The sequence below is a fragment of the Brevundimonas sp. 2YAF1 genome (assembly GCF_052114745.1).
Lineage (GTDB): Bacteria > Pseudomonadota > Alphaproteobacteria > Caulobacterales > Caulobacteraceae > Brevundimonas.
In genome coordinates, this window is sequence record NZ_JBFRFI010000005.1 from 90,048 (window position 1) to 113,808 (window position 23,761).

A 23,761-nucleotide genomic window follows, 5' to 3' on the forward strand; every position below is an offset into this window, starting at 1 on the left:
CTCAAACTGGAGAGTGTCAGACCGCCGAACTGGACGGCGTGATCTCGCGCCTCAGCACGCGCTCGCGCCAGGCGGTGTAGAGGCCGCTGCCGGCGATGAGAGCAGCCCCGCTCAGGGTCGCCAGCGTCGGCACGTCGCTCAGCAACAGCCAGCCGAGAACGACGGCGCCGACCATCTGCAGATAGTCCAGCGGGGCCAGGGCCGAGACCGGCGCGTGTTGCAGGGAGGTGGTCATCAGCAGTTGCGCCAGCCCCCCGGCCAGTCCGCCCGCCGCCAGGATGCCCAGCACCGCCCAGCTATGGCTGTGGCCGTCGATCAGGGCCAGGGCCCCGCCCACGGTGGCGCAGGCGACGAAGAACCAGAAGACGATGGCGGTCGCGGATTCGGTCCTGCCCAACTGTCGCAGCGTGACGGTGACGGAGGCCGCCACGAAGGCCCCGCCCAGCGCGAACAGCAGCCCGGCCAGAGGCGGCGCGCCCGCCGCGCCGGGGCGCACCATGACCAGCACGCCGAGGAAGCCCAGGATGACCGCCGTCCAGCGATGGCGCCCCACCTTCTCCTTCAGGAAGAGAATGGACAGCAGGGTGGCGAAGATGGGGGCAGTGAAGCCGATGGTCGTGGCGTCGGCCAGCGGCAGAAGCCGCAAGCCCTGAAAGATCAGCAGGATGCCCGTCACGCCCAGAACGCAGCGCCAGACGTGAACCATGGGCCGACGGGTCGAGATCGAGGCCAGCCCGCCCTTGGCGCTCAGGACCCACATCAGCACCACCGGCAGGCCGAAGAGCGAGCGGTAGAAGACCATCTCGCCGGCCGATACGGGCTCCAGCGTCGCCGCCCACTTCATCAGGGCGTACATCAGGGAGAAGCTGAGGGCGGCTGCGGCCCGCAGCGCCATGCCGTAGCTGGTCCCTTGACGCGCACCTGGCCGGATCATCCGCCGGATCAGGCCTGACGGAAGCCGAGCACGTCCTGCATGTCGTAGAGGCCGGGGCGGCGGTTGCGGACCCAGGCGGCGGCGGCGACGGCACCCTTGGCGAACAGTGACCGGTCGATGGCCGAGTGCGACAGGGTCAGCAGTTCGTCTTCCGACCCGAACAGCACCGTGTGCTCGCCGATGACGCCGCCGGCGCGCAGGGAGGCGAAGCCGATCTTGCCCGGTTCGCGGGGGCCAGTGATGCCGTCATAGGGAGCGGTCTTGAGCTCTTCCAGATCGCGGCCCCGGCCGTTGGCGGCGGCCTCACCCAGCATCAGGGCGGTGCCCGAGGGGGCGTCCACCTTGCGCCGGTGATGGGTCTCCAGCACCTCGATGTCCCAGTCGCGGCCGTCCAGACGCTGGGCCGCGTGCTCGACCAGACCGATCAGGATGTTGAGGCCCAGCGAGAAATTGCCGCTGCGGACGATGGCGATCTTTTCGGCCGCCGCCTCGATCAGGGCGTCCTGTTCGGGCGACAGGCCGGTGGAGCCGATGACCAGGGCCGGGCCGCCGCGCTCGGCGCAGGCGCGGGCCAGATCGACCGAGGCTTCCGGCGTAGAAAAGTCGATGATGACGTCGCACAGGTTCAGATCGGGCGTCTCGCCGCGATCAAAGCGAGTGGCGACCACCACGTCCTCGCGGGCGTCCAGGACTTGCGAAACGGCGCGGCCCATGCGGCCCCGGGCGCCGGAAATGCCGGCGTGGAAGATGTCGCTCACGCCGTCTCTTTCGGAGTATCGGCGTCGCCGCCCAGGATGTCGGCCCAGAAGCGCTTGGCCTTGCCGGCGAAGGTGGTGTTGCGCGGGTTCTGGCTCTCGCCGAACGAGGCGGCCAGTTCCTGCATCAGTTCCTTCTGACGCGGAGTCAGGTCGGCGGGCGTCTCGACGAACAGCTCGACCACCAGATCGCCGCGCTGACGGCCGTTCAGGTGGGGCATGCCCTTGCCCTTGATGCGGACGGTCTTGCCGGTCTGGGCGCCTGCGGGCACCTGCACCGCAGCCTTGCAGCGGCCGTCGCAGGCCTCGGACACCAGGCAGGGGGCGTCGATCTCGCCGCCCAGGGCCGCGACCGTCATCGGCACGGGGACCGTGACCAGAAGGTCCAGGTTGTCGCGCTCGAACAGTTCGTGGTCGTGCACCGACAGGAAGACATAGAGGTCGCCGCGCGGGCCGCCGCGCTGGCCGGCCTCGCCCTCGCCCGACAGGCGGATGCGCGAGCCGTCGTCGACGCCGGCGGGGATCTTGAGGCTGAGCTGGCGGTTCTTGCGGACCTGGCCGTGACCGTGACAGGCGCCGCAGGGGTCGGCGATCATCTCGCCCGAGCCGCCGCATCGCGGGCAGGTGCGTTCGACCTGGAAGAAGCCGTTGGCCTGGCGCACGCGTCCAGCGCCGCCGCAGGTGGAGCAGATGGTCGGCTTGGTCCCGGCCTTGGCGCCCGAGCCATCGCAGACCTCGCAGGTCATGGTGGTGGGCACCGCGATCTCGACCTCGGCGCCCTTGTAGGCCTGCTCAAGCGTGATCTCGAGGTCGTAGCGCAGGTCGGAGCCGCGACGCGGTCCGCCCTGCTGCTGGCGCCCGCCGCCCCGGCCGCCGAAGGCGTCGCCGAATGCGTCGCCGAAGACCTGGGAGAAGATGTCGTTGATGTCGTGGAAGCCCTGGCCGCCGCCGCCGCGTCCGAACGGGTCGCCGCCGCCGGCGCCGCCGTTCACGCCCGCATGACCGAACCGGTCATAGGCCGCGCGCTTCTGATCGTCCGACAGCACCGTATAGGCCTCGGAGATCTCCTTGAACTTGGCGAGGGATTCTTCCGAGCCGCCGTTGCGGTCGGGGTGGTGAACCATGGCCAGCTTGCGATAGGCCGACTTCAGGCCCGCAGCGTCGATGGTCCGCTCGACCTCCAGAATTTCGTAATAGTCACGCTGCGCCATCAGGCGTTCGTCCTCTTACTTTCCCGTTGCGTCCGCCGTCCCTGTTAAGCCGAGGATCGTGCGTTCGCGGATGACCCGTTGACCATGCCTGCTGACATGGGCGCCCGGTCGAATGATGCAAGTTTTATGAAACGGCCCCGCCTGCCGTCTGGCAAGCGGGGCCGGTCGTCATGAGCCGCGTTTCGTTACGCGTTCTTCTTGTCGTCGTCGCCCGAGTCGCCATTTGGCGAGACTTCCTCGAACTCGGCGTCGACCACGCCGTCGTCGGCGGGGGCTTCGTCCGAAGCGCCGCCTTCACCCGCGCCCTGCTGGGAGGCGTACATGGCCTCGCCCAGCTTCATCGAAGCCTGGGCCAGGGTGTTGGTCTTCTCGCGGATGACTTCGGGGTCCGAGCCTTCCTTGGCCGTCTTCAGGTCGTCCAGGGCCGACTGGATGGTCGCCTTGGTCGCGTCGTCGACCTTGTCGCCGTGTTCGGCCAAGGCCTTCTCGGTCGAGTGGATCAGGCTGTCGGCGCCGTTGACGGCCTCGACCAGTTCCTTGCGGACCTTGTCGGCGGCGGCGTTGGCCTCGGCTTCCTTGACCATCTTGTCGATGTCGGCGTCCGACAGGCCGCCGTTGGCCTGGATGCGGATCGACTGTTCCTTGCTGGTCGCCTTGTCCTTGGCGGTGACGTGGACGATGCCGTTGGCGTCGATGTCAAAGGCGACCTCGATCTGCGGCATGCCGCGCGGCGCCGGCGGAATGCCCATCAGGTCGAACTGACCCAGGACCTTGTTGTCGGCGGCCATCGGACGTTCGCCCTGGAAGACCCGGATCGTCACGGCCGACTGGTTGTCGTCGGCGGTCGAGAAGACCTGGCTCTTCTTGGTCGGGATCGTCGTGTTGCGTTCGATCAGCGGAGTGAAGACGCCGCCCAAGGTTTCGATGCCCAGGGTCAGCGGGGTCACGTCCAGCAGCAGCACGTCCTTGACGTCGCCTTGCAGAACGCCGGCCTGAACGGCGGCGCCCAGGGCCACGACTTCGTCAGGGTTCACGCCCTTGTGCGGTTCCTTGCCGAAGAAGGCCTTCACGGCTTCCACGACCTTGGGCATGCGCGTCATGCCGCCGACCAGGACGACTTCGTCGATGTCCGAGGCCTTGAGGCCCGCGTCCTTCAGCGCCTTGGCGCAGGGTTCGATCGTACGCTGGATCAGGTCGTCGACCAGGGCTTCCAGCTTGGCGCGCGACAGCTTGATGTTCAGGTGCAGCGGGCCTGAGGCGTTCATGGTGATGAACGGCAGGTTGACCTCGTACTGAGCCGTCGAGGACAGCTCCTTCTTGGCCTTCTCGGCTTCTTCCTTCAGGCGCTGCAGGGCCAGCTTGTCGGTCCGCAGATCGACGCCCTGCTCCTTCTTGAACTCGTCGGCCAGGTAGTCGACCAGACGCAGGTCGAAGTCCTCGCCGCCCAGGAAGGTGTCGCCGTTGGTCGACTTCACCTCGAAGACGCCGTCGCCGATCTCCAGGATCGAGACGTCGAAGGTGCCGCCGCCCAGGTCATAGACGGCGATCTTCTGGCCTTCGTGCTTCTCCAGGCCATAGGCCAGGGCGGCTGCGGTCGGCTCGTTGATTATGCGCAGGACTTCCAGGCCGGCGATCTTGCCGGCGTCCTTGGTCGCCTGACGCTGGGCGTCGTTGAAGTAGGCCGGAACGGTGATGACGGCCTGGGTCACGGTCTCGCCGAGGTAGGCCTCTGCGGCCTCCTTCATCTTGCCGAGGGTGAAGGCCGAGACCTGCTGGGGCGAATAGTCCTTGCCGTGGGCGCGCACCCAGGCGTCGCCCGTCGGGCCCTTGACGATCTCGTAGGGCACCATGCCCTTGTCCTTGGCCACCACCGGGTCATCGAAATTGCGGCCGATCAGGCGCTTGATGGCGAAGAAGGTGTTGGTCGGGTTGGTGACCGCCTGACGACGCGCAGGCTGGCCGACGAGCACTTCGCCGCTGTCCTGGATCGCCACGACCGACGGGGTCGTGCGGTTGCCTTCGGCGTTCTCGATGACCTTGGGGTTCTTGCCGTCCATGACGGCGACGCACGAGTTGGTCGTGCCGAGGTCGATGCCGATGATCTTGGCCATGAGCTTGTCTTTTCACTCCTTGCGGCGGGCGATGCGGTGGCCTTCGAAAAGCGCCGCGCGTGACCGCCCCCAGTTGGGCTGAAAGCCGTTCCGGACATCCGGTCGGGCAGGTGGGATGGTTTCGGTCGAAAGCCCCAAGAACTGCGGGGTTTCTTCCAGACTGGCCCGGATATGGGAAAGACCGCAGGGGCTGCAAGGGTTTCGTGCGGTTCGGGGCGGATTCGGTGGAGTTTCCCGTCTTAGACCCTCTCCCGATGGGAGAGGGCTTGAGCCTCGGAGAGCCGAAGGCGATCCGCAAGGCGAAAGGGTGAGGGGCTGAGGCGGCCGCTTCGGCCCACCTTCTCCCATCGGAAGAAGGGTCTTAGATGGGGGAGAATGAACCGTCCTGTGCTCCGCGAAACCCCGACCGGCCTGCCCGGCTTTCGCCTGTGGCCCGGCGCGCTCGATGCCGAGGCGCAAGCCGCCCTGCTGGCCGAGGTGCTGAAGGCCGCCGAGGCGGCGCCCTTCTATCGCCCCGTGACGCCCGGCGGACAGCCCTTCTCGGTCGAGATGACCGGCATGGGGCCGCTGGCCTGGGTCTCGGACCGGGCGGGCTATCGCTATCAGCCGACCCATCCTGTGACCGGCGAACCCTGGCCGCCGATGCCATCGGCCTTGCTCGACCTGTGGCACGCCCTGACCGGCTGGCCCGCGCCGCCCGACGCCTGTCTGGTCAACCTCTATCGCGGCGAGGCGAAGATGGGCCTGCATCAGGACAAGGACGAGGCCGACCTGACCGCGCCGGTCCTGTCGGTGTCGCTGGGCGATACGGCAGTGTTCCGTATCGGCCCGACCGAGAGCGGCAGGACGCAGAGCCTGAAGCTGGCCTCCGGCGACGTCTGCGCCCTGACGGGACCGGCGCGGCTGGCGCGGCACGGCATCGACCGGCTGCTGGCGGGGTCGTCGCAACTGGTTCCCGGCGGCGGGCGGATCAATCTGACGCTGAGGTGCGCGCTCTGACCTCTCGGCGATCAGGACTCGACGGAACGCCGAAAGCCGGGCCACAGTCGCGCCTCGACTTTGATGCCGCACCGGAGACCCGCGATGCCCCTGATCACCCGGCCCGAGGGCCTGAGCGCCGACCAGATCGCCCCCAGCCGCCGCAGCCTCGGCGTGGCCACGGCCGGCGGCCTGATGTTCGCCGCCTACGCCCCCGCGGCGTTGAGCCAGAGCGCCAGCCCGATCACCACCGACAGCGCCGGACTGGTCACGGCCACCGTCTCCTATCCCGCCCCCGACGGGTTCGAACTGCCGGCCTATGTGGCGCGGCCCGAGGGCGAAGGCCCCTTCCCCGTGGTCATCGTCGTATCCGAGATCTTCGGCCTGCACCAATACATCCGCGACATCTGCCGCCGCCTGGCCAAGGCCGGCTACGCCGCCGTCGCCCCCGCCTTCTTCGTCCGCGTCGAGGACCCGGCCCCGCTCAGCGACATGACGCGTATCCAGCAGATCGTCGCCGCCGCCGGATACGAACAGGTCATGGGCGACATCGCCGCCACCCTGGACTGGCTCGGGCTGCAATCCTGGGCCAATGCGGGCAAGGTCGGGATCACTGGCTTCTGCTGGGGCGGCAAGGTGGTGTGGCAGGCCGCTGCCCGCTTCTCGGCCATCGACGCCGGCGTCGCCTGGTACGGCCGACTGGCCGCGGGGGCTGCGGCGACCGAGGCCCAGCAGACGGCGGGCCGCCCCTGGCCCGTCGATCTGGCCCGCGATCTCAAGGCCCCGGTGCTGGGTCTTTACGGCGGCCAGGACCAGGGCATCCCCCTGGCCAGCATCGAAGCCACGCGCGCCGCCCTGACCCATTCCGGCGCGCACGGCAGCGAGATCGTGGTCTATCCCGACGCCCCGCACGGCTTCCACGCCGATTATCGCGCCAGCTACCGCGAAGCCGACGCCAAGGACGGATGGCGGCGGTTGCTGGCCCTGTTCGATCAGCGGCTGAAGCACTGACCTCCAACAGGAAACCGCTCATCCCGGCGACGCCGGGATCCAGTGAGAGCCTCGCAAGCAGCCGGCTGATTGCACCCCGCCCGATGGCCACGGACATGGCGGCGGCCAAAGGACTGGACCCCGGCGTCCGCCGGGGCGAGCGGGAGATGGGTGGCAGACAAAAGAAAAGGGCCCGGCGCGTCTGCTCCAGGCCCTTTCCTATTCTCGATGGACCGAAACTTACGCCTTGGCGTCGAAATTCCCGCCGGTCGTCCCGGCTTCCGAATAGGCGCCGCCGCTCGCAGGACCCGAGCCCTTGGCCGCGACCACCACCATGGCGGCGCGCACGGTGCGGCCGAACAGGGCGTAGCCCGTTTGCAGGGTCTGGATCACCGTGCCGCCCGGCACCGTGTCCGAGGGCTGTTCCATCACGGCCTGATGCAGGTGGGGATCAAAGGCCTCGCCCGGCTCCGGCGCGACGCGTTTCAAGCCGTTGGCCTCGAAGGCCGACAGCAGGGACTTCTGCGTCAGTTCCAGGCCCGTCACCATGGCGGCGGCGGCGCCCTCGGTCTCGGCGCCTTCCAGCACCTTGGGCGCCGACAGAAGGCCGCGTTCCAGCGTGTCGGCCACGCTCAGCAGGTCCTTGGCAAAGCGCTGGATGGCGTAGGCGCGGGCGTCGTTGGCCTGGGTCTCGGCGCGGCGCTTGGTGTTCTCGGCGTCGGCCACGGCGCGCAGGGCGCGGTCCTTCCACTGGTCGCGCTCGGCGATCAGGGCGTCGACCACGGCCATGTCGCCGTCGTCAGCCGCTTCCGCCGCCGCATCGATTTCGGCCTCGCCGATATCCTGCTCGAGTTGGTCCCGGGTCTCGTCGTTGATGTCGTTCACGTCTCTTGTCCGTCCAGAATCCGGCCCAGCACCCGGGCGGTATAGTCCACCAACGGTATGACACGGGCATAGTTCAGTCTTGCAGGGCCTATGACGCCGATGGCGCCCAGCATCCGCTGCCGACCCGTCATATAGGGCGCCGCGATCACGGCGGAACCCGAAAGGGAAAACAACCGCGTTTCGGCGCCGATGAAGATGCGCACTCCCTGGGCCGCGCCGACCCCGTCGAGCAGGCCGATCAGCTGTTCCTTCTGCTCCAGGTCGTCGAACAGGATGCGGACCCGCTCCAGATCCTCGACCGCCTGGGCGTCCTGCAACAGGTTGGCGCGGCCGCGCACGATCAGGGACCGGTCGCGTTCGCCCCCGCCGGACCAGGCGGCCAGACCGTCCTCGACCAGGCGGGCGGCGGCGGCGTCCAGTTCGCGCCGGGCGTCGGCCAGTTCGGCGCTCATCTCGGTGCGCGCCTCGGCCAGGGGCCGGCCCTTCAGCCGGGCGTTGAGGAAGTTGGAGGCCTCGGTCAGGGTCGAGGGCGTCACCCCCGCCGACAGAGGCATGAGCCGGTTCTCGATCGTGCCGTCGTCGCCGACCAAAACCGCCAGCGCCTGATCATGGCCCAGGGCGACGAACTCGACGTGCTTGACGCCCGCGTCGCGCACCGGACTGGCGACGATGCCCGCGCCCCCGGCCAGACCGGACAAAAGGTTGGTGGCGGCGTCCAGCGCCTCCTCGAAGTTCCGCCCCTTCCCGGCCAGACGGGCGTCGATCTCGCGCCGCTCGTCCTGGCCGATGTCGCCGACTTCCAAGAGGCCGTCGACGAACAGGCGCAAGCCCGCATGGGTCGGGATCCGTCCCGACGAGGTGTGGGGCGAGGCCAGCAGGCCCGCCAGGGTCAGATCCTGCATGGTGTTGCGGATCGAGGCGGGCGACAGGGCCAGCCCTCCGCGCGAAATGGTGCGCGACCCGACCGGCTCGCCCGTCTCCAGATAGGTCTCGACGATGCGGCGGAAGATGTCGCGCGCACGGGCGTCCAGCGTCCCCAGGCCGGCGGGGGCGCTTCCGAACGGGGACGGGTGGGGGGCATACAGGCTCACGCTTTCAGGATAAGCACGCGCTGCTCTGGTTCCAAGGAAATCTCATGCGCCCGTCCGAACGCACCCCCGAACAACTCCGCACCGTCACGCTGGAAACCGGCGTCAACCGCTACGCCGAGGGCTCCTGCCTGGTGTCGTTCGGCCACACCAAGGTACTGGTCACCGCCTCGATCGAGGAAAAGGTGCCGGGCTGGATGCGCAACACCGGCCAGGGCTGGGTCACCGCCGAATACGGCATGCTGCCCCGCGCCACCCACACGCGCGGCCGTCGCGAAGCCGCCGCCGGCAAGCAGTCGGGCCGCACCCAGGAAATCCAGCGCCTGATCGGCCGCAGCCTCCGCGCCGTCGTCGATCTCAAGGCCCTGGGCGAGCGTCAGGTCCTGATCGACTGCGACGTCATCCAGGCCGACGGCGGCACCCGCACCGCCTCGATCACCGGCGCCTGGGTGGCCATGGCCTCGGCCCTGAACTACCTCAAGGACGAGGGCGTGCTGAAGACCGATCCCATCATCGATCAGGTCGCGGCCGTGTCGTGCGGCATCTTCAACGACCTGCCGGTGCTCGACCTCGACTATGAGGAAGACTCCACCGCCGAGGCCGATTCCAACTTCGTCCTGACCGGCGCCGGCGGCATCGTCGAAATCCAGGCCACGGGTGAGAAGCGCGGCTTCTCGCGCCCCGAGTTCGACCGCCTGTTCGAGCTGGCCGAGATCGGCTGCGCCGACCTGTTCGCCCTGCAACGCGCCGCCCTGGGACGCTAAAAGACAAGGCTAGGCCGCGAGGGCCGATCGGGGCATTCTGGGGTCTTCCGCGAACGGAGACCCCGCCCCATGCCGCCCATGATGCGCCCCGCCCTCGCCGCCTCTTTCCTCGCCCTGTCGGTCGTTCTGGCCGGTTGCGGCCAGCCGAAGCCTGCGCCCGCCGAGGCGCCGCCCGCAGCGGTCGACACCAGGCTGTCGCAGGAACCGATCGACGCCGTGCCGATCAAGCCCGAGCCAGCGCCTGCGCCCGTGGCGCCGCCCAAGCCCAAGCCTGAACCCGTCGTCTCCGAACCCGCCGCGTCCGTCGTCACGCCTGTCGGGGAGCCCGGCTCCTGCCTGGCCGAGACCGGCGAGGCCCGCTCGAAACGCCTGGTCGAGCGCTGCATCAAGGTCAGCCCGGCGACGCACCCGCCCTGCAACAGCGCCAACCCCTGCGCGATGATCCAGGACGAGATCGACCGCGCCTGCGCCATGTACGGTCCGGACGAGACGAAGCCGAAGGAATGCGCGGTGTAAGCACCGCCATTAACCGTTCATCCCGGCGGACGCCGGGATGAACGGGAATATCGGGCCTCCAGCCAAGAAAAAGGCCCCGCTGTTTCCAGCGGGGCCTTCATCATTTCAACCGTGAGGCTGTCGCTTAGTCGCGACGGCGACGGCCGCGGTCGCCACCGCGATCACCTTCACGCTTCGGACGGCCGCCGGTGTCGTCCGACAGGGCCGGTTCACCGCGTTCAGCGCGCTCGGCGTTGATCTTGTCGGTGATGTCCTCGCCGGTTTCCTGATCGACGACCTTCATCGACAGCTTGGTCTTGCCGCGATCGTCGAAGCCCAGGAACTTGACCTTGACCTCTTGGCCTTCCGACAGGACGTCGGCCGGGTTGGCGACGCGTTCCAGAGCGATCTGGGACACGTGGACCAGGCCGTCCTTGGCGCCGAAGAAGTTCACGAAGGCGCCGAAGTCGACGACCTTCACGACCTTGCCGGAGTAGATCATGCCCAGTTCCGGTTCCGAGGCGATGGATTGGATCCAGGCCTTGGCGGCGTCGATCTTCTCCTGGTCGTTGGCGGCGACCTTGATGGTGCCGTCATCGCCGATGTCGATCTTGGCGCCGGTCTTCTCGACGATCTCGCGGATCACCTTGCCGCCCGAACCGATCACTTCACGGATCTTGTCGACCGGGATCTTGATGGTTTCGATCTTGGGAGCGTGCTCGCCCAGTTCGGCGCGCGGGGCGTCCATGGCCTTGGACATTTCGTCCAGGATGTGGAGGCGACCGGCCGAAGCCTGCGTCAGGGCCTGCTTCATGATCTCCTCGGTGATGCCGGGGACCTTGATGTCCATCTGCAGCGAGGTGATGCCTTCCGACGTGCCCGCGACCTTGAAGTCCATGTCGCCCAGGTGATCTTCGTCACCCAGGATGTCGGACAGGATGGCGAACTCGCCCGACGGCTCCAGGATCAGACCCATGGCGATGCCCGAGACCGGACGGATCAGCGGCACGCCGGCGTCCATCAGAGCCAGCGACGAACCGCAGACGGTTGCCATCGAGGACGAGCCGTTGGACTCGGTGATCTCCGACACCAGACGGATGGTGTAGGGGAAGTCTTCCTTGGTCGGCAGCATCGGACGGATCGCGCGCCAGGCCAGCTTGCCGTGACCGATTTCGCGACGGCCGGGCGAACCCATGCGGCCGGCTTCACCCACCGAATAGGGGGGGAAGTTGTAGTGCAGCAGGAAGGATTCCTTGTACGTGCCCGACAGGCTGTCGATGTACTGCTCGTCCTCGCCGGTGCCGAGGGTGGCGACGACCAGGGCCTGGGTTTCGCCGCGCGTGAACAGCGACGAACCGTGGGTGCGCGGCAGGACGCCGACTTCCGAGACGATGGCGCGGACCTTGTCGAGGGCGCGGCCGTCGACGCGGTGCGCGTTCTCGATGATGTCGCGACGCAGGACGTCGGCTTCACATTCCTTGAAGGCGGCCGAGAACTTGGACGAGTCAACGCCCTCGGGCTTCTCGTCGCTCTTCACCAGGGCGGCGGCAGCGGTCTTCTTGGCCGCGTCGACGCCGGCGCGGCGCTCATACTTGCCCGGGTGGGTGTAGGCGGCCTTGATGTCTTCGCCGACCAGCGACTTGATCGAGGCGACCACGTCCGAGTGATCCTCGGCGTGGAAGTCGAAGGGCTCCTTGGCGGCATGTTCGGCCAGTTCGATGATGGCGTCGATCACCGGCTGCATGCCGGCGTGAGCGAACATCAGCGCCTTCAGCATGGTGTCTTCCGAAAGCTCCTTGGCTTCGGATTCGACCATCATCAGGGCGTCTTGCGTACCGGCGACGACCAGGTCGAGCGTCGATTCACCCATGGTGTCGATGGCGGGGTTCAGGACCAGCTCGCCGTCGATCATGCCGACGCGCGCGGCGCCGATCGGACCCATGAAGGGAACGCCCGAGATGGTCAGGGCAGCCGAGGCGGCGACCAGGCCGACGATGTCCGGGTCGTTCTCCATGTCGTGCTGCAGCACGGTGACGACGACTTGCGTCTCGTTCTTGAAGCCCTTGACGAACAGGGGGCGGATCGGACGGTCGATCAGGCGCGAGACCAGGGTCTCTTTTTCCGACGGACGGCCTTCACGCTTGAAGTAGCCGCCCGGGATCTTGCCGGCGGCGAACGTCTTCTCTTGGTAGTTGACGGTCAGCGGGAAGAAATCCAGGCCCGGCTTGGGCTGGCGGCCATAGACGACGGTGGCCAGAACCACGGTCTCGCCGTAGGTCGCCAGCACGGCGCCGTCAGCTTGACGGGCGATGCGGCCGGTTTCCAGCGTCAGCGGGCGGCCGGCCCACTCGATCGTCTTGCGTTTGATGTCGAACATTTTTCTTCTTTCAAAGCCCGGCGGGCGTATTCCCGGCGGGGGTGGAGCGGCAGGCTTTATCGTCCCACGGTTCCCGATGAACCCGGCGGCGCTTCGCGGCCGGGCGGGTGGAGTAAGGACCGGATTCATGGCCCTCGCGTCTGCGCCGATTGAAGACCTGCGGCGCGCAGGAAGCTCGTTTGTCTGAGCGTTTTCCAAAGCAAACCGAGTCCGCTTCAAGAAAAGCTCTAGGTGCGGAACGAGGCGCGGACGTGTTCGCCCGCGCCTCGAAAATCGTTTCCGCTACTGGTCAGCCGCCTTAGCGACGCAGGCCCAGCTTGGCGATCAGAGCGACGTAGCGCTCGCGATCGGTCTTGATCAGGTGGTCAAGAAGACGACGACGCTGCGAGACCATCTTGAGCAGGCCGCGGCGCGAGTGGTTGTCTTTCTTGTGGGTCTTGAAGTGGTCGGTCAGGTTGGCGATGCGTTCCGAAAGGATCGCGACCTGGACCTCGGCCGAACCGGTGTCGCCGGACGAACGAGCGTTGTCAGCAATGACCTCGCCCTTGCGTTGAGCAGTGATCGACATCGTAGATCTCCATGTTGGAGCCCGGTCGCGCCGCCAGAAGCAAACGCTAGGGGAGATTGAAAACGCGGTCGGGTTCTAGCCGTCCGGCCCGCATCGAACAGAGCGCGACCAGCGTGTCTCCCGCGAAAGCCGACACCGTGCGCGAACCGGCTGGAAGCCGGCTCTTCAAGGTTTCAACCTGACGGGGGAGCAGAACGATCGGCCGACCCTGCCTCAGCGAGAAGGCGTCCTGTTCCGTAACGGCCAGCTCCGGGATGTCGTCCAGGGCGGTCGAAACGGGCAGCAAGCCTTCCAAGGCGGCGCCCTTATGCGCCAGATCGGCGAGAAAATCCAGAGTGACGGCGTTCTCGGCGGTGAATGGCCCTACCCGCTCGCGGCGCAGGGCCGAAACATGCCCCTCGGCGCCCAGCATGACGGCCAGGTCGCGGGCCAGCGAACGGACATAGACGCCCTTGCCCGTGCGCATGGTGATTTCGACGTGATCGCCGTCCGGGGCGTCGGTCACGGCCGCCTCGTGGATCATGACCTTGCGGGCGGCCAGTTCGAACTCGGCGCCGTCGCGCGCCAGGTCATAGGCGCGCTCGCCATTGACGCGGATGGCCGAGAACTGCGGCGGCACCTGATCAATCTCGCCGACAAAGGCCGGCAGGGCCGCCTTCACGGCCTCTACCGATGGGCGCACGTCCGAACGGGCAATGATCTCGCCCTCACGGTCGATGCTGTCGGTGGAGATGCCCCAGTGGATGGTGAAGCGATAGACCTTCTCGGCGTCCATCATGAAGGGCACCGTCTTGGTCGCCTCGCCCAGGGCGATGGGCAGGACGCCCGAGGCCAGGGGATCCAGCGTCCCGGCGTGGCCCGCCTTCTGGGCGTCGAACAGGCGGCGGACCTTGGTCACCGCCTCGGTCGACCCCATCTCGAAAGGCTTGTCGAGGCAGACCCAGCCGTTGACGATCTCGCCCTTCTTGCGCCGCGCCATCAGGACTGACCTTCGTCGTCGCCTTCCGAACGGTCCAGGTCGGCCCGCACGCGCGGGTCGTCCATCAGCCGCTCCATGTAGCTGGCCGCGTCGAAGCTCTCGTCGTGGCGGAACTTCAGGTCCGGCGTGTATTTCATGTCGATGTTGCGACCCAGTTGGCCACGCAGGAATTTTGCGTGGGTGTTCAACGCCTTGATGATCACGGACTCCTGGCCCGCCGTCTCGGCGGCCTCGACGCCCGCGCCCAGGGGTTCGACGAAGCAGGTGGCGTGCCTCAGGTCCGGCGACAGCCGCACCTCGGTCACGGTGATCGATACGCCCGCCAAGGCCTCGTCGTGGATGCCGTGTTCGCGCAGGACATCGACCAGGGCGTGACGGATCAATTCGCCGGCGCGCAGCTGGCGCTGCGACGGACCCTGGGGACCGGTGGCGTTACGGGTGTGCTGTTTGCGGCTCATGGCGCGCCTCCCTTGTCGCTCGCCGGGGATCGGACGCCGGCTGAAAAAGCGAAGGGCCGGGGTCTAGTCGCGGACGGGCTTCAAGTCCAGCTTGACCGCGCCAGCTTGGCCGCGTCCGTTTTTCCGCGCCAGTGTTTCCGCACGAGCCGCCGTCCGCATCACCTCGTCCGAGGTCACGGCGCGGAATGGTCGGATCGGCAGCCCCGCCGCCGACAGCAGGTCCGCCGTCCAGTGATTGCACAGGTGGCCGAACCAGAAGGTCTCGCGGCTCTTGAAGAAGGCCTCGTCGCCGAACCGCGCGGCCAGAACGGGCCGCCCCGCCGCATCGGTCTCCAGCGAGGCCTGCACCCGAGCCCGCAACGCCGCCATCCCCGCCTGAGACAGGGTCAGGACCTGACGATCCCTGGCGCGGAAACGCCGCGCGGGATCCTGCGCCTGCGGGTCCAGCATGACCACGGAAGGGTTGTGCGGCCTAAAGAAGGCGCGCGCGCCGTCGGCCAGACGCCCCTGGATCGGGCTTTGATCGACATAGAAGGTCGCGTCGCCCCAGCCGATCAGAACCCAGTCGCCGGGTTCCAGGCTCGCCGTCGCCTCGGCCAGCGCTCCGCCCCCGTCGATCAGCGCCGCGCGCGGCACGGCCAGGTCGGTGTGGAAGCCGTTATCCAGCAGATAGACGGTCACGCCCGCTTCTTTGGGCGAGGCCGGATAGAGGGCGGGATCGCCGGGCCGCGTCAGGGTCCACAGGGCCGCGATCAGACCGATCAGGGCCGCAAGAAGGAACCGGCCCGGCATCCCGATCTCAGTTCGGACCGTAGGCCACAGGCGCGTCCTTGGCCGGACCGGCGCCGGCCTGCGTCGCCCATTCGCCGCGATAGTCGTAGTTCAGCTGGACGCAGTGACGGTACTGGCCATCGCTCCAGCGGCCCACGGCGTGCATGGTCATGGGCCGCCCGGCCCGGACCCGGCCGATCACCACCCAGCTTTCGTCAGCGCCGGGACACAGGGCCCGGGCCAGGCCGCGGCCGTCGCCTTCCTGGACGATGGCATAGACGCCGCTCTCGCTGGCGCCCGCCGGCAGGGCGCGGCGCACCGCGTCGGGGCCGCCGGGCGTGAAACGGGCCGAACCGCGCGAGGTGCTGGAAAACAGGTTGCGCACCGCAGTCGCGCCGAACAGGCCGCGCTCGACCTCCAGCGTCACGCCGCGCGTCAGGGCCTGGGTCGTGCGGTCGCGTGCGTCGAAGGCCAGGAAGCGGGTGTCGGCGGCCGCGGCGCCGGCCAGGACGCTCGCGCCCGACGCGACCAGGATCAGAGACAGGATGTGGCGGCGCATGGCGATCCTTCGATGAACGCCCCCTGGCGCCAGGCGGACTCTAGAGCCGACCAGGCCCGAGGTGAAGTCGTCCCGCTGTCACGCCCAAGACAAAGGGCGCGGCCCCTTTCGAGACCGCGCCCTGATGCCTTCGTCGAGTTCAGGCGTCCTAGTCGAGGGTGCGCTTGACCGCTTCGACCGTGAAGCACTCGATGTAGTCGCCTTCCTTGATGTCCTGGAAGCCCTGGAACTGCATGCCGCATTCCTGGCCGGAGGGCACTTCGTTGACCTCGTCCTTGAAGCGTTTGAGCGTGTTGAGGACGCCCAGTTCCAGAACCACGACATCGTCGCGGATGATGCGGACACGCGCGCCCTTGCGGACCACGCCTTCCGACACCCGGCAGCCGGCGATCTTGCCGACCTTGGTGATGTCGAAGACCTGCAGCACCTTGGCGTTGCCGAGGAAGGTTTCGCGCTGGAGCGGCGCCAGCATGCCCGAGAGCACGCCCTTAATGTCGTCCAGCAGGTCGTAGATGATCGAATAGTAGCGGATCTCGACGCCTTCACGGTCGGCCAGATCCCGCGCCTGTTTCGAAGCGCGAACGTTGAAGCCGAGGATCGGCGCGCCGGCCGACTTGGCCAGGTTGACGTCGCTCTCGGTGATGCCGCCGGCGCCCGAATAGATGGTGCGCGCGCGGACCTCGTCGTTGCCCATCTTGTCCAGCGAGCCGACGATGGCTTCGGCGGAACCCTGAACGTCGGCCTTGATGAGGACCGGCAGTTCCGAGACCTTCTTGGACTGCAGCTTCGACATCATGTCGACCAGCGAGGCCGAGCCGCCCGAGACCTGGGTCTTCTCGCGGCGCGCGCGCTCGCGATATTCGGTCAGTTCGCGGGCGCGGGCCTCGCTCTCCACCACGGCGAAGACGTCGCCCGGCGAGGGCGCTTCCGACAGGCCGAGGATTTCGACCGGGACGGAGGGACCGGCTTCGGTCAGTTGAGCATTGCGTTCGTCCAGCAGGGCGCGCGCCTTGCCCCAGGCGGAGCCGGCCACGACGATGTCGCCGCGCTTCAGCGTGCCGCGCTTGACCAGGACGGTGGCGACCGGGCCGCGGCCCTTGTCCAGCTGGGCTTCGATGACCACGCCTTCGGCCGAACGGTCCGGGTTGGCCCGCAGGTCCATCATCTCGGCCTGAACCAGGATGGCTTCGATCAGACCGTCGAGGTTGGTGCGGTTCTTGGCCGACACCTCGATGATCTGCGTTTCGCCGCCCAGGCTTTCCGCGATGACTTCGTACTGCAGCAGTTCGTTGACCACCTTCAGCGAGTTGGCGTCCGGCTTGTCGATCTTGTTGACGGCCACGATCAGCGGCGCGCCGGCGGCGCGGGCGTGCTGGATGGCTTCGATCGTCTGCGGCATGACGCCGTCGTCGGCGGCCACGACCAGAACCACGATGTCGGTGACGTTGGCGCCGCGCGCCCGCATCGCCGAGAAGGCGGCGTGGCCCGGGGTGTCGAGGAAGGTGACCCGCTGGCCGTCTTCCAGACGCACCTGATAGGCGCCGATGTGCTGGGTGATGCCGCCGGCTTCGCCGCCGGCCACGTCCGTGGTGCGCAGCGCGTCCAGCAGCGAGGTCTTGCCGTGGTCGACGTGGCCCATGATGGCCACGACCGGGGCGCGGACCATGGTCGCGTCCTCGTCGTCGGCCTCGGCGATGAAGCCTTCTTCGACGTCGGATTCCGAGACGCGCTTGACGGCCATGCCGTATTCCTCGGCCACCAGTTCGGCGGTGTCGGAATCGATCACGTCGTTGATCTTCATCATCATGCCCTGACGCATCAGGAATTTGATGATGTCGACGCCGCGGATGGCCATCCGGTTGGACAGCTCCTGCACGGTGATGACGTCAGGGATGACGACTTCGCGCGGCCGGTTCGGCGCATCGGTCGAGCCGCCCTTGCGCTTTTCCTTCTCGCGTTCGCGGGCGCGGCGGACCGAGGCCAGCGAGCGCATCCGCTCGGCGGTGTCGCCGTCGCCGGCGACCGACTGGATGGTCAGACGGCCTTCGCGGCGCTTGGGCTCGCCGCGGGTGCGGCTGACGGCCTTGCCGGGACCGGCGTCCGAGAAACGCTTGTCGCGATCGTCTTCGCGGCCGACCGGGCGGCCGAAGCCGGCGCCGGGAGCGCGGCTGGGACGCGCCACTTCAGGCGTGGCCGGAGGCTGGTTCGGGGCCGGACGGCCGCCGGGGCCGGTGCGGGCTGCGCCCGGACGGGCCGCGCCGGGCGCCGGTTTCGGGTTCAGCGCCGAATAGCGGACGGTCTGGCTGGCGGCCGGACGGGCGCCTTGCGGACGATCACCCTGAGGGCGGCCGCCTTGCGGGCGATCCGAAGCCTGGGGCCGGTCGGACTGCGGCCGTTCGCCTTCGCCCATGGCCTGTTCGCGGGCCGAGCGGCCGCCGAAGGCGGGGCGCTCGATCGGCGCGCGGCCGGTCGGGATCTTGGGCGTGCGCTGGCCGAAATTGACCACCGGACGCGCGGGCGGCGCCGGGCGAGCCGGAGCGGCCGGCGTCGGAGCCGCGGCGACCGGGGTCGGCGCAGGCGCCGGCGCCGGAACGATGGGCTTGGGCAGCTCGACCTTGGGCGCGGTCGGCTTGGCCGAGGCGGCTGTCGGCTTGGCCGGCGCGGCGGTCGGGGCAGCGGCCGTCAGCTTGGCGGCTTCGGCGCGAGCCGCGTCGGCAGCCGCCTTGGCGGCGGCGGCTTCGGCGCGAGCGGTCTCCGCAGCCTTGTCGGCGGCGGCGGCCTGATCGCGTTGCGCGGCTTCCCGAGCGGCCTTCTCGGCGACGGCGACGCGTTCGCGTTCAGCCTGAGCCTGAGTGGCCATGGCGATGGCGCGGCGACGCGCCTCCTGTTCCTCGACCGACAGGGCGCCGCCGGCGGAACCGCCGCGAGGCGCGTTGGATCGAGGCGCGTTGGAGCCGCCCTGATCGGCGCGCGGACGTGAAACATCGAAGCCCTGCGGACGCTGATGTCCGGGGACCGCGCCGGCGCGGCGCTTCGTCTCGACGACCACGGTCTTGGAGCGGCCATGGCTGAAGCTCTGCTTCACGGTGCCGGTCGAGACCGATCCCGCCACGCGCGGCTTCAGGCTCAGCGGAGCGCGCGGCCCCGTTTGAGAAGGCGCGTTGGCAGGGGTCTTGCCGTCTTCGGTCTTGTCGTTTTCGTCGCTCATCCGGTCGCTTTACTCGGGGCGGAGAATTCCGCCGTCGTCTCGTCAAACACCCACAGCCGGGCGTGGTCCCGCTTCCTGGTCAGGAAACAGGGCCTCGTCCGCCAAAAGCCTCTGGCTCTCGTTCCGGGGTCTCGCCCCGGTCGTCCTCGGTGCCGTCGCCGGGACCAACCCGGCGCCAGCTCTCTGGACGCAGAGGCCGAAATCCCGCCAGTCGCTCGACCTCTACGGTCCAGCGATCGGCTCGCCCGCCTTTCAGCAGGACGGCGTGTATCGCATTTTCCAGCCCAAGGGCCAAACTCAAATCGTCCGCCGTGAAAGCGCCGCAGATTTTGGGCGCCGGGGACGGGTGTTTCGCAAGGGCCAGAAGTTTGCCTCGGCCGTCGGCGGCGCCGTCCGCCGCCTCCACGACCCAAGCCGCCCGCCCGCCACGGATGGCGGCGGCGCTCTTTTCGAAGCCAGAGATAAGCACGCCCTCGCGCCGGGCAAGGCCCAGTTGGTCGAGACAGCGCCGAACCAGCAGCTTCTCGACCAGGTCGGCCAGGTCGGACGCCGGTTTCAGCGGCGCCTTGGCCGAGCGGGCGAACAGGTTCTTCTTTACCGCCGTCTCGATCGAGGCGCGGTCGGCGGCGACCCAGAGGCCGCGGCCGGGCAGTTTTCGAGCGAGGTCGGGGGCCACCGAGCCGTCCGGCGCCGGCACGAAGCGGATCAGGCGAGATTCATCGAGAACCTGGCGTGTCACCAGGTCTTGACGGTCTCTATCGATCAGCGCCTCGTTCGGGTCCATGGATAGCTGCGGCTCCCATCACGCGTCTTGGGTCGGTTCGAGGTCTTCGTCGAAGACCTCCGCATCGACGTCAACGGTTACGACCAGCTCTTCGTCGCCTTCTTCGCCAGCTTCAGCGAAGATTTCTTCCTCGAACTCGACTTCCGGCTCGGGCTGCTGCGGCAGTTCCGAAGCGTCGATCCAGCCGGCCGCCACGCGGGCGTGGAGGATCAGCAGTTCAGCGGCTTCCTGCGACAGGCTGAAGCTTTCCAGAACGCCCGGCAGTTTCACCCGCTCGCCGTTCTTGACCTCATAGCCGCCGCGGATTTCGTCGGTGGCCAGGTCGGCCAGGTCTTCAACCGTCTTCACGCCGCCTTCGCCCAGGGCGACGGCGATGGCGCCGGTGACGCCCGGAACGGTCAGGACGTCGTCCTCGACGCCCAGAGCCACGCGCTTGGCGTCCAGTTCGGCGGCCTTGCGGTCGAGGAATTCACGAGCGCGGGTCTGCAGTTCTTCGGCGGTGTCCTCGTCGAAGCCTTCGATCTCGGAGACTTCATAGGCGTCGACGAAGGCCAGATCCTCGACCGTGGCGAAGCCTTCGGTGACCAGCAGCTGGGCGATGGTCTCGTCGACGTCCAGGGCTTCCTGGAACAGGGCGGTCCGCTCGGCGAACTCCTTCTGACGACGCTCGCTATCCTGAGACTCGGTGATGATGTCGATCTGCCAGCCGGTCAGCTGCGAGGCCAGGCGCACGTTCTGGCCGCGACGGCCGATGGCCAGCGACAGTTGCTCGTCCGGCACCACGACTTCGACGCGGTCGGCGTCTTCGTCCATGACCACCTTGGCGACTTCGGCCGGGGCCAGGGCGTTGACGATGAAGGTCGGCTCGTCGTCGTTCCACTGGATGATGTCGATCTTCTCGCCCTGCAGCTCGGCGACGACCGCCTGAACGCGCGAGCCACGCATGCCGACGCAGGCGCCGACGGGGTCGATCGAGCTGTCGTTCGACAGGACGGCCATCTTGGCGCGCGACCCGGCGTCGCGGGCGGCGGCGCGGATCTCGATCACGCCGTCATAGACTTCGGGCACTTCCTGGGCGAACAGCTTGGCCATGAAGCCCGGATGGGCGCGGCTCAGCATGACCTGCGGACCCTTGGCCTCAGGACGGACGTCGTAGATGTAGGTGCGGACGCGGTCGCCGACGTTGAACACTTCGCGCGGGATCGACTGGTCGCGGCGCATGATGCCTTCGCCACGGCCCAGGTCGACGATGGTGTTGCCGTATTCGACGCGCTTGACCGTGCCGTTGACGATCTCGCCTACGCGATCCTTGAACTCTTCGTACTGGTTGGCGCGCTCGGCTTCGCGGACCTTGCCGGTCACGACCTGGCGGGCCATCTGGGTCTGGACGCGGCCGAACTCGAACGGCGGCAGGGTCTCGACGTATTCCTTGCCGACCACGGCTTCCGGGTCGCGCTTGGAGGCGTCGGTCAGGCGCACCATGGCGCTGTCGTTGAACTCTTCCAGCTCGTCTTCCGGCTGCCAGTCGTCCTCGACGATGGTGACGTGGCGGGTCAGCGCCAGCTCGCCGGTCTTGTGGTCGATCTTGGCGCGGATGTCGTGATGAGCGCCGTAACGCGACTTGGCGCCCTTCTGGATCGCCTCCTCGATCGCCTCGATGACGACTTCCTTGTCGATGTTCTTCTCACGCGCGACGGCGTCGGCGATCGAGAGCAGTTCGAGACGGTTGGCGGAAATACCGGTGACGGCCATCAGGCTTTGTCCTTGGTCGAGGTCGTGGTGTTGGTCGTGTCGTCAGTTTCAGCCTCGCCTTCCGGCAGGCCGTCGTCTTCGGGTTCGCCGCGCGCCGCGCGCAGGGCCGCGCCCCGCTTCAGCAGCTCGTCGGTCAGGATCAGCTTGGCGTCCGACACCCATTCGAAGGGGATCAGGGCGGTGTCTTCTTCGCCGTCCAGGTCGATGGCGACGTTCTCGCCCTCGACCCCGGCCAGGATGCCTTTGAAGCGTTTGCGGCCCTCGACCATCCGGTCGGTCTCGAGGCGGGCCTCGAAGCCTTCGAACAGTTGGAAGTCCAGCAGGCGGGTCAGCGGCCGGTCGATGCCGGGCGACGACACCTCCAGCAGATATTCGCCGGTGATCGGGTCGGCGGCGTCGAACACTTCCGACACGGCGCGCGACAGGCGGGCGCATTCCTCGACCGAGATGTCGTTGTCGATGACACGCTCGGCCATGATCTGCAGGCGGCGACGCAGGGTGCCGCCCATCAGGCGCACGCGCACGACGGCCAGCCCCAGGCTCTCGGCCACGGGGTCGATCATCTCCAGCAGGGCGCGGTCTTCAGCGGTCTTGGCGCGCAAAGGATCAATCCAGAAAACAAAAGCGGCGGTCCGTCCGGGCCGCCGCTTGAAACGACGCCGTTGGACGCCGGTCTAACGATGTGAGCCGTCATATAGGCGAAAGCAGGAGCCGTGTCAGCCCCCGCTTTCGCCCTGCTTGGTTATGAGTCCGTCGGGACGAGGGCCAGACGCCCCAGATAGTCGCGCTTGCTCAGGTCGACGCCCGCCTGACGCAACAGAGCGTAAGCGGTCGTGACGTGGAAATAGAAGTTGGGCAGGGCGAAGCTGGTCAGATAGCCGGCCCCGTCGAACGACAGGTCGACGCCGGGGAAGACCAGACGCACCGGGCGCGTCTCGGCCCCTTCGAAATCGGCGCGCTCGACCCCGGCGATGAAGGCGCGCGAGGCGGCGATGCGCGCCTGCATCTGATCGAAGGTCGCGTCATCGCCCGCGATAGCCGGAACTTCGATCCCCGCCAGCCGGGCGACGCAGCCCCGCGCCGAGAAGGTCGCCATGTCGATCTGGGCCGACAGAGGCTTCATGTCCGGCGCCAGCCGCGCCTCGATCAGGGCCGCCTCGTCCAGCCCCGAGGCCGCCGCCTTCTCCAGAATGGCCGACAGGCTGTCGAGCCCGCGCAGGAACATCGGCACGGCGGCGTCATAGAGGCTGAAGGTCATGGTCGGCTCCGGGATCAGATCGCCGACATAAGGCTAGGCTTGGCGCTGGAACTCAAGGAAGATCGGCGTGGTGTCGCCCAGCTTCTTTTCTTCGTAACGGGTGACGACGTGGTCAGCGGGAACCGCGAACCAGTCGGCGCCGGGCGTCTCCAGCCTCGTCAGGCCCGGCGTGCGCATCAGCCGCTCCAGCGCCCATTCGGCGTAGTCCAGCCAGTCGGTGACGAAGCGCACCCGGCCGCCCGGTTTCAGCAGGCGGGCGATCTCGACCGCCGTCTCGTCCTGCAGCAGACGGCGCTTGTTGTGGCGCACCTTGTGCCAGGGGTCGGGGAACAGGATCATGACCCGATCCAGCGAAGCGTCCGGCAGGGCCGCCATCACCGCGCGGGCGTCGTCGGCGTGCAGGCGGACGTTCTTCAGACCGCCCTCCTCCACATGGCGCAGGGCCGAGGCCACGCCGTTGAGGAAGGGCTCGCAGCCGATCATCAGCGCTTCGGGATGACGCCCGGCCTGCTCGGCCAGATGCTCGCCGCCGCCGAAGCCGATTTCGAGCCAGACTTCCTTCGCGTCCGGCATCAGAGCCAGCGGGTCGATCGGCCCCTTGGACGGGTCCGGCACGGCGATCTGCGGCATCAGGGTGTCGAACAGGGCCGCCTGCTTCGCCTTGATCGGCCGCGACTTGATGCGTCCGAACGAGCGCAGCGGGCCATGGGCCTGGGCCCACTCGGGGCGGTCCTTGTCAAAGGGGGCCTGATCGAAGGCGGGGGCGTCGGTCTCGTCGGTCATGGCGCGCGCTCTAGCCGTTTACGCCCGAAGGCGCAAAGTCGATCAGCCTCAGC

The 23,761-nt window shown here is 68.1% G+C and carries 22 protein-coding genes; 4 read left to right on the forward strand and 18 right to left on the reverse strand.

The genetic code is table 11. The annotated features are described in order from the left end of the window. Positions 1-16 precede the first annotated feature (16 nt). The 4 genes from AB4Y68_RS08485 to dnaK all read right to left on the reverse strand — a co-directional run bounded on the left by AB4Y68_RS08485 (position 17) and on the right by dnaK (position 5,011). Positions 17-895: a DMT family transporter gene (locus tag AB4Y68_RS08485; RefSeq protein ID WP_441455090.1), complete on the reverse strand. Its 879-nt coding sequence runs from the start codon at positions 893-895 to the stop codon at positions 17-19. Between the two features lie 47 nt (positions 896-942). Further along, the gene (gene dapB / locus AB4Y68_RS08490; protein ID WP_441455091.1) at positions 943-1,692 is read right to left on the reverse strand and encodes a 4-hydroxy-tetrahydrodipicolinate reductase; all 750 of its coding nucleotides are present in this window, start codon (positions 1,690-1,692) and stop codon (positions 943-945) included. Next, positions 1,689-2,900 carry a molecular chaperone DnaJ gene (gene dnaJ / locus AB4Y68_RS08495; protein ID WP_441455092.1) on the reverse strand — a complete coding sequence of 404 codons (1,212 nt, stop codon included), beginning with the start codon at positions 2,898-2,900 and terminating at the stop codon, positions 1,689-1,691. The genes dapB and dnaJ overlap by 4 nt, the downstream gene beginning before the upstream one ends. Before the next feature lie 185 nt (positions 2,901-3,085). Then, positions 3,086-5,011 (reverse strand): molecular chaperone DnaK, encoded by a 1,926-nt coding sequence (gene dnaK / locus AB4Y68_RS08500; RefSeq protein ID WP_441455093.1) that lies wholly within the window; start codon positions 5,009-5,011, stop codon positions 3,086-3,088. Between the two features lie 375 nt (positions 5,012-5,386). Here dnaK and AB4Y68_RS08505 point away from each other — a divergent pair, with 375 nt between their 5' ends. Further along, positions 5,387-6,010 carry an alpha-ketoglutarate-dependent dioxygenase AlkB gene (locus tag AB4Y68_RS08505; protein ID WP_441455094.1) on the forward strand — a complete coding sequence of 208 codons (624 nt, stop codon included), beginning with the start codon at positions 5,387-5,389 and terminating at the stop codon, positions 6,008-6,010. Positions 6,011-6,094: 84 nt separating this feature from the next. Further along, positions 6,095-7,000 (forward strand): dienelactone hydrolase family protein, encoded by a 906-nt coding sequence (locus AB4Y68_RS08510; RefSeq protein ID WP_441455095.1) that lies wholly within the window; start codon positions 6,095-6,097, stop codon positions 6,998-7,000. A 219-nt stretch (positions 7,001-7,219) separates the two neighbouring features. Here AB4Y68_RS08510 and grpE read toward each other — a convergent pair whose 3' ends face one another. Both grpE and hrcA read right to left on the reverse strand, forming a co-directional pair. Then, positions 7,220-7,864 (reverse strand): nucleotide exchange factor GrpE, encoded by a 645-nt coding sequence (gene grpE / locus AB4Y68_RS08515; protein ID WP_441455097.1) that lies wholly within the window; start codon positions 7,862-7,864, stop codon positions 7,220-7,222. Continuing rightward, the gene (hrcA, locus tag AB4Y68_RS08520; RefSeq protein WP_441455291.1) at positions 7,861-8,949 is read right to left on the reverse strand and encodes a heat-inducible transcriptional repressor HrcA; all 1,089 of its coding nucleotides are present in this window, start codon (positions 8,947-8,949) and stop codon (positions 7,861-7,863) included. Before hrcA ends, grpE begins: the two co-directional genes overlap by 4 nt. A 50-nt stretch (positions 8,950-8,999) precedes the next feature. Here hrcA and rph point away from each other — a divergent pair, with 50 nt between their 5' ends. Together rph and AB4Y68_RS08530 are read left to right on the forward strand one after the other, a co-directional pair. After that, positions 9,000-9,716 (forward strand): ribonuclease PH, encoded by a 717-nt coding sequence (rph, locus tag AB4Y68_RS08525; protein ID WP_441455098.1) that lies wholly within the window; start codon positions 9,000-9,002, stop codon positions 9,714-9,716. Between the two features lie 69 nt (positions 9,717-9,785). After that, positions 9,786-10,232 carry a hypothetical protein gene (locus AB4Y68_RS08530; RefSeq protein WP_441455099.1) on the forward strand — a complete coding sequence of 149 codons (447 nt, stop codon included), beginning with the start codon at positions 9,786-9,788 and terminating at the stop codon, positions 10,230-10,232. 124 nt (positions 10,233-10,356) lie between these two features. Here the strand turns inward: AB4Y68_RS08530 and pnp are convergent, their stop codons facing one another. The 12 genes from pnp to trmB form a co-directional block, all read right to left on the reverse strand. Further along, positions 10,357-12,588, reverse strand: a complete 2,232-nt coding sequence (gene pnp, locus AB4Y68_RS08535; protein ID WP_441455100.1) for a polyribonucleotide nucleotidyltransferase — start codon at positions 12,586-12,588, stop codon at positions 10,357-10,359. A 298-nt stretch (positions 12,589-12,886) separates the two neighbouring features. After that, positions 12,887-13,156, reverse strand: coding sequence for a 30S ribosomal protein S15 (gene rpsO / locus AB4Y68_RS08540; RefSeq protein ID WP_441455101.1), 270 nt, complete (start codon positions 13,154-13,156; stop codon positions 12,887-12,889). Between the two features lie 46 nt (positions 13,157-13,202). Then, positions 13,203-14,135 (reverse strand): tRNA pseudouridine(55) synthase TruB, encoded by a 933-nt coding sequence (gene truB / locus AB4Y68_RS08545; protein WP_441455102.1) that lies wholly within the window; start codon positions 14,133-14,135, stop codon positions 13,203-13,205. After that, positions 14,135-14,593, reverse strand: a complete 459-nt coding sequence (rbfA, locus tag AB4Y68_RS08550; RefSeq protein ID WP_441455103.1) for a 30S ribosome-binding factor RbfA — start codon at positions 14,591-14,593, stop codon at positions 14,135-14,137. The genes truB and rbfA overlap by 1 nt, the downstream gene beginning before the upstream one ends. A 63-nt stretch (positions 14,594-14,656) precedes the next feature. Then, a complete protein-coding gene (locus AB4Y68_RS08555) occupies positions 14,657-15,385 on the reverse strand; it encodes a DUF2459 domain-containing protein (RefSeq protein ID WP_441455104.1) in 729 nt (242 codons plus the stop codon). A 7-nt stretch (positions 15,386-15,392) separates the two neighbouring features. Further along, on the reverse strand, positions 15,393-15,923 hold the full coding sequence (locus AB4Y68_RS08560) for a hypothetical protein (RefSeq protein ID WP_441455105.1): 531 nt from the start codon (positions 15,921-15,923) through the stop codon (positions 15,393-15,395). Between the two features lie 148 nt (positions 15,924-16,071). Then, a complete protein-coding gene (gene infB, locus AB4Y68_RS08565; RefSeq protein ID WP_441455106.1) occupies positions 16,072-19,131 on the reverse strand; it encodes a translation initiation factor IF-2 in 3,060 nt (1,019 codons plus the stop codon). Between the two features lie 79 nt (positions 19,132-19,210). Then, positions 19,211-19,915 carry an RNA-binding protein gene (locus tag AB4Y68_RS08570; protein ID WP_441455107.1) on the reverse strand — a complete coding sequence of 235 codons (705 nt, stop codon included), beginning with the start codon at positions 19,913-19,915 and terminating at the stop codon, positions 19,211-19,213. An 18-nt stretch (positions 19,916-19,933) separates the two neighbouring features. Beyond that, positions 19,934-21,667, reverse strand: coding sequence for a transcription termination factor NusA (gene nusA, locus AB4Y68_RS08575; protein ID WP_441455108.1), 1,734 nt, complete (start codon positions 21,665-21,667; stop codon positions 19,934-19,936). Continuing rightward, positions 21,667-22,269, reverse strand: coding sequence for a ribosome maturation factor RimP (rimP, locus tag AB4Y68_RS08580; RefSeq protein ID WP_441455109.1), 603 nt, complete (start codon positions 22,267-22,269; stop codon positions 21,667-21,669). The genes nusA and rimP overlap by 1 nt, the downstream gene beginning before the upstream one ends. A gap of 140 nt (positions 22,270-22,409) precedes the next feature. After that, positions 22,410-22,925, reverse strand: coding sequence for a DUF1993 domain-containing protein (locus tag AB4Y68_RS08585; RefSeq protein ID WP_441455110.1), 516 nt, complete (start codon positions 22,923-22,925; stop codon positions 22,410-22,412). Between the two features lie 33 nt (positions 22,926-22,958). Then, the gene (trmB, locus tag AB4Y68_RS08590) at positions 22,959-23,708 is read right to left on the reverse strand and encodes a tRNA (guanosine(46)-N7)-methyltransferase TrmB (protein ID WP_441455111.1); all 750 of its coding nucleotides are present in this window, start codon (positions 23,706-23,708) and stop codon (positions 22,959-22,961) included. Positions 23,709-23,761 lie beyond the last annotated feature (53 nt).

Excerpts from the sequence above, each read along its gene's own strand:
- rpsO (WP_441455101.1), bottom strand. The coding sequence starts at position 13,156 with ATGTCGATCACTGCTCAACGCAAGGGCGAGGTCATTGCTGACAACGCT.
- AB4Y68_RS08560 (WP_441455105.1), bottom strand. The coding sequence starts at position 15,923 with ATGCGCCGCCACATCCTGTCTCTGATCCTGGTCGCGTCGGGCGCGAGC.
- trmB (WP_441455111.1), bottom strand. The coding sequence starts at position 23,708 with ATGACCGACGAGACCGACGCCCCCGCCTTCGATCAGGCCCCCTTTGAC.
- truB (WP_441455102.1), bottom strand. The coding sequence starts at position 14,135 with ATGGCGCGGCGCAAGAAGGGCGAGATCGTCAACGGCTGGGTCTGCCTC.
- AB4Y68_RS08505 (WP_441455094.1), top strand. The coding sequence starts at position 5,387 with ATGAACCGTCCTGTGCTCCGCGAAACCCCGACCGGCCTGCCCGGCTTT.
- AB4Y68_RS08510 (WP_441455095.1), top strand. The coding sequence starts at position 6,095 with ATGCCCCTGATCACCCGGCCCGAGGGCCTGAGCGCCGACCAGATCGCC.
- dnaK (WP_441455093.1), bottom strand. The coding sequence starts at position 5,011 with ATGGCCAAGATCATCGGCATCGACCTCGGCACGACCAACTCGTGCGTC.
- AB4Y68_RS08555 (WP_441455104.1), bottom strand. The coding sequence starts at position 15,385 with ATGCCGGGCCGGTTCCTTCTTGCGGCCCTGATCGGTCTGATCGCGGCC.
- rbfA (WP_441455103.1), bottom strand. The coding sequence starts at position 14,593 with ATGAGCCGCAAACAGCACACCCGTAACGCCACCGGTCCCCAGGGTCCG.
- pnp (WP_441455100.1), bottom strand. The coding sequence starts at position 12,588 with ATGTTCGACATCAAACGCAAGACGATCGAGTGGGCCGGCCGCCCGCTG.
- rph (WP_441455098.1), top strand. The coding sequence starts at position 9,000 with ATGCGCCCGTCCGAACGCACCCCCGAACAACTCCGCACCGTCACGCTG.
- AB4Y68_RS08570 (WP_441455107.1), bottom strand. The coding sequence starts at position 19,915 with ATGGACCCGAACGAGGCGCTGATCGATAGAGACCGTCAAGACCTGGTG.
- infB (WP_441455106.1), bottom strand. The coding sequence starts at position 19,131 with ATGAGCGACGAAAACGACAAGACCGAAGACGGCAAGACCCCTGCCAAC.
- nusA (WP_441455108.1), bottom strand. The coding sequence starts at position 21,667 with ATGGCCGTCACCGGTATTTCCGCCAACCGTCTCGAACTGCTCTCGATC.
- dnaJ (WP_441455092.1), bottom strand. The coding sequence starts at position 2,900 with ATGGCGCAGCGTGACTATTACGAAATTCTGGAGGTCGAGCGGACCATC.
- AB4Y68_RS08485 (WP_441455090.1), bottom strand. The coding sequence starts at position 895 with ATGGCGCTGCGGGCCGCAGCCGCCCTCAGCTTCTCCCTGATGTACGCC.
- AB4Y68_RS08585 (WP_441455110.1), bottom strand. The coding sequence starts at position 22,925 with ATGACCTTCAGCCTCTATGACGCCGCCGTGCCGATGTTCCTGCGCGGG.
- AB4Y68_RS08530 (WP_441455099.1), top strand. The coding sequence starts at position 9,786 with ATGCCGCCCATGATGCGCCCCGCCCTCGCCGCCTCTTTCCTCGCCCTG.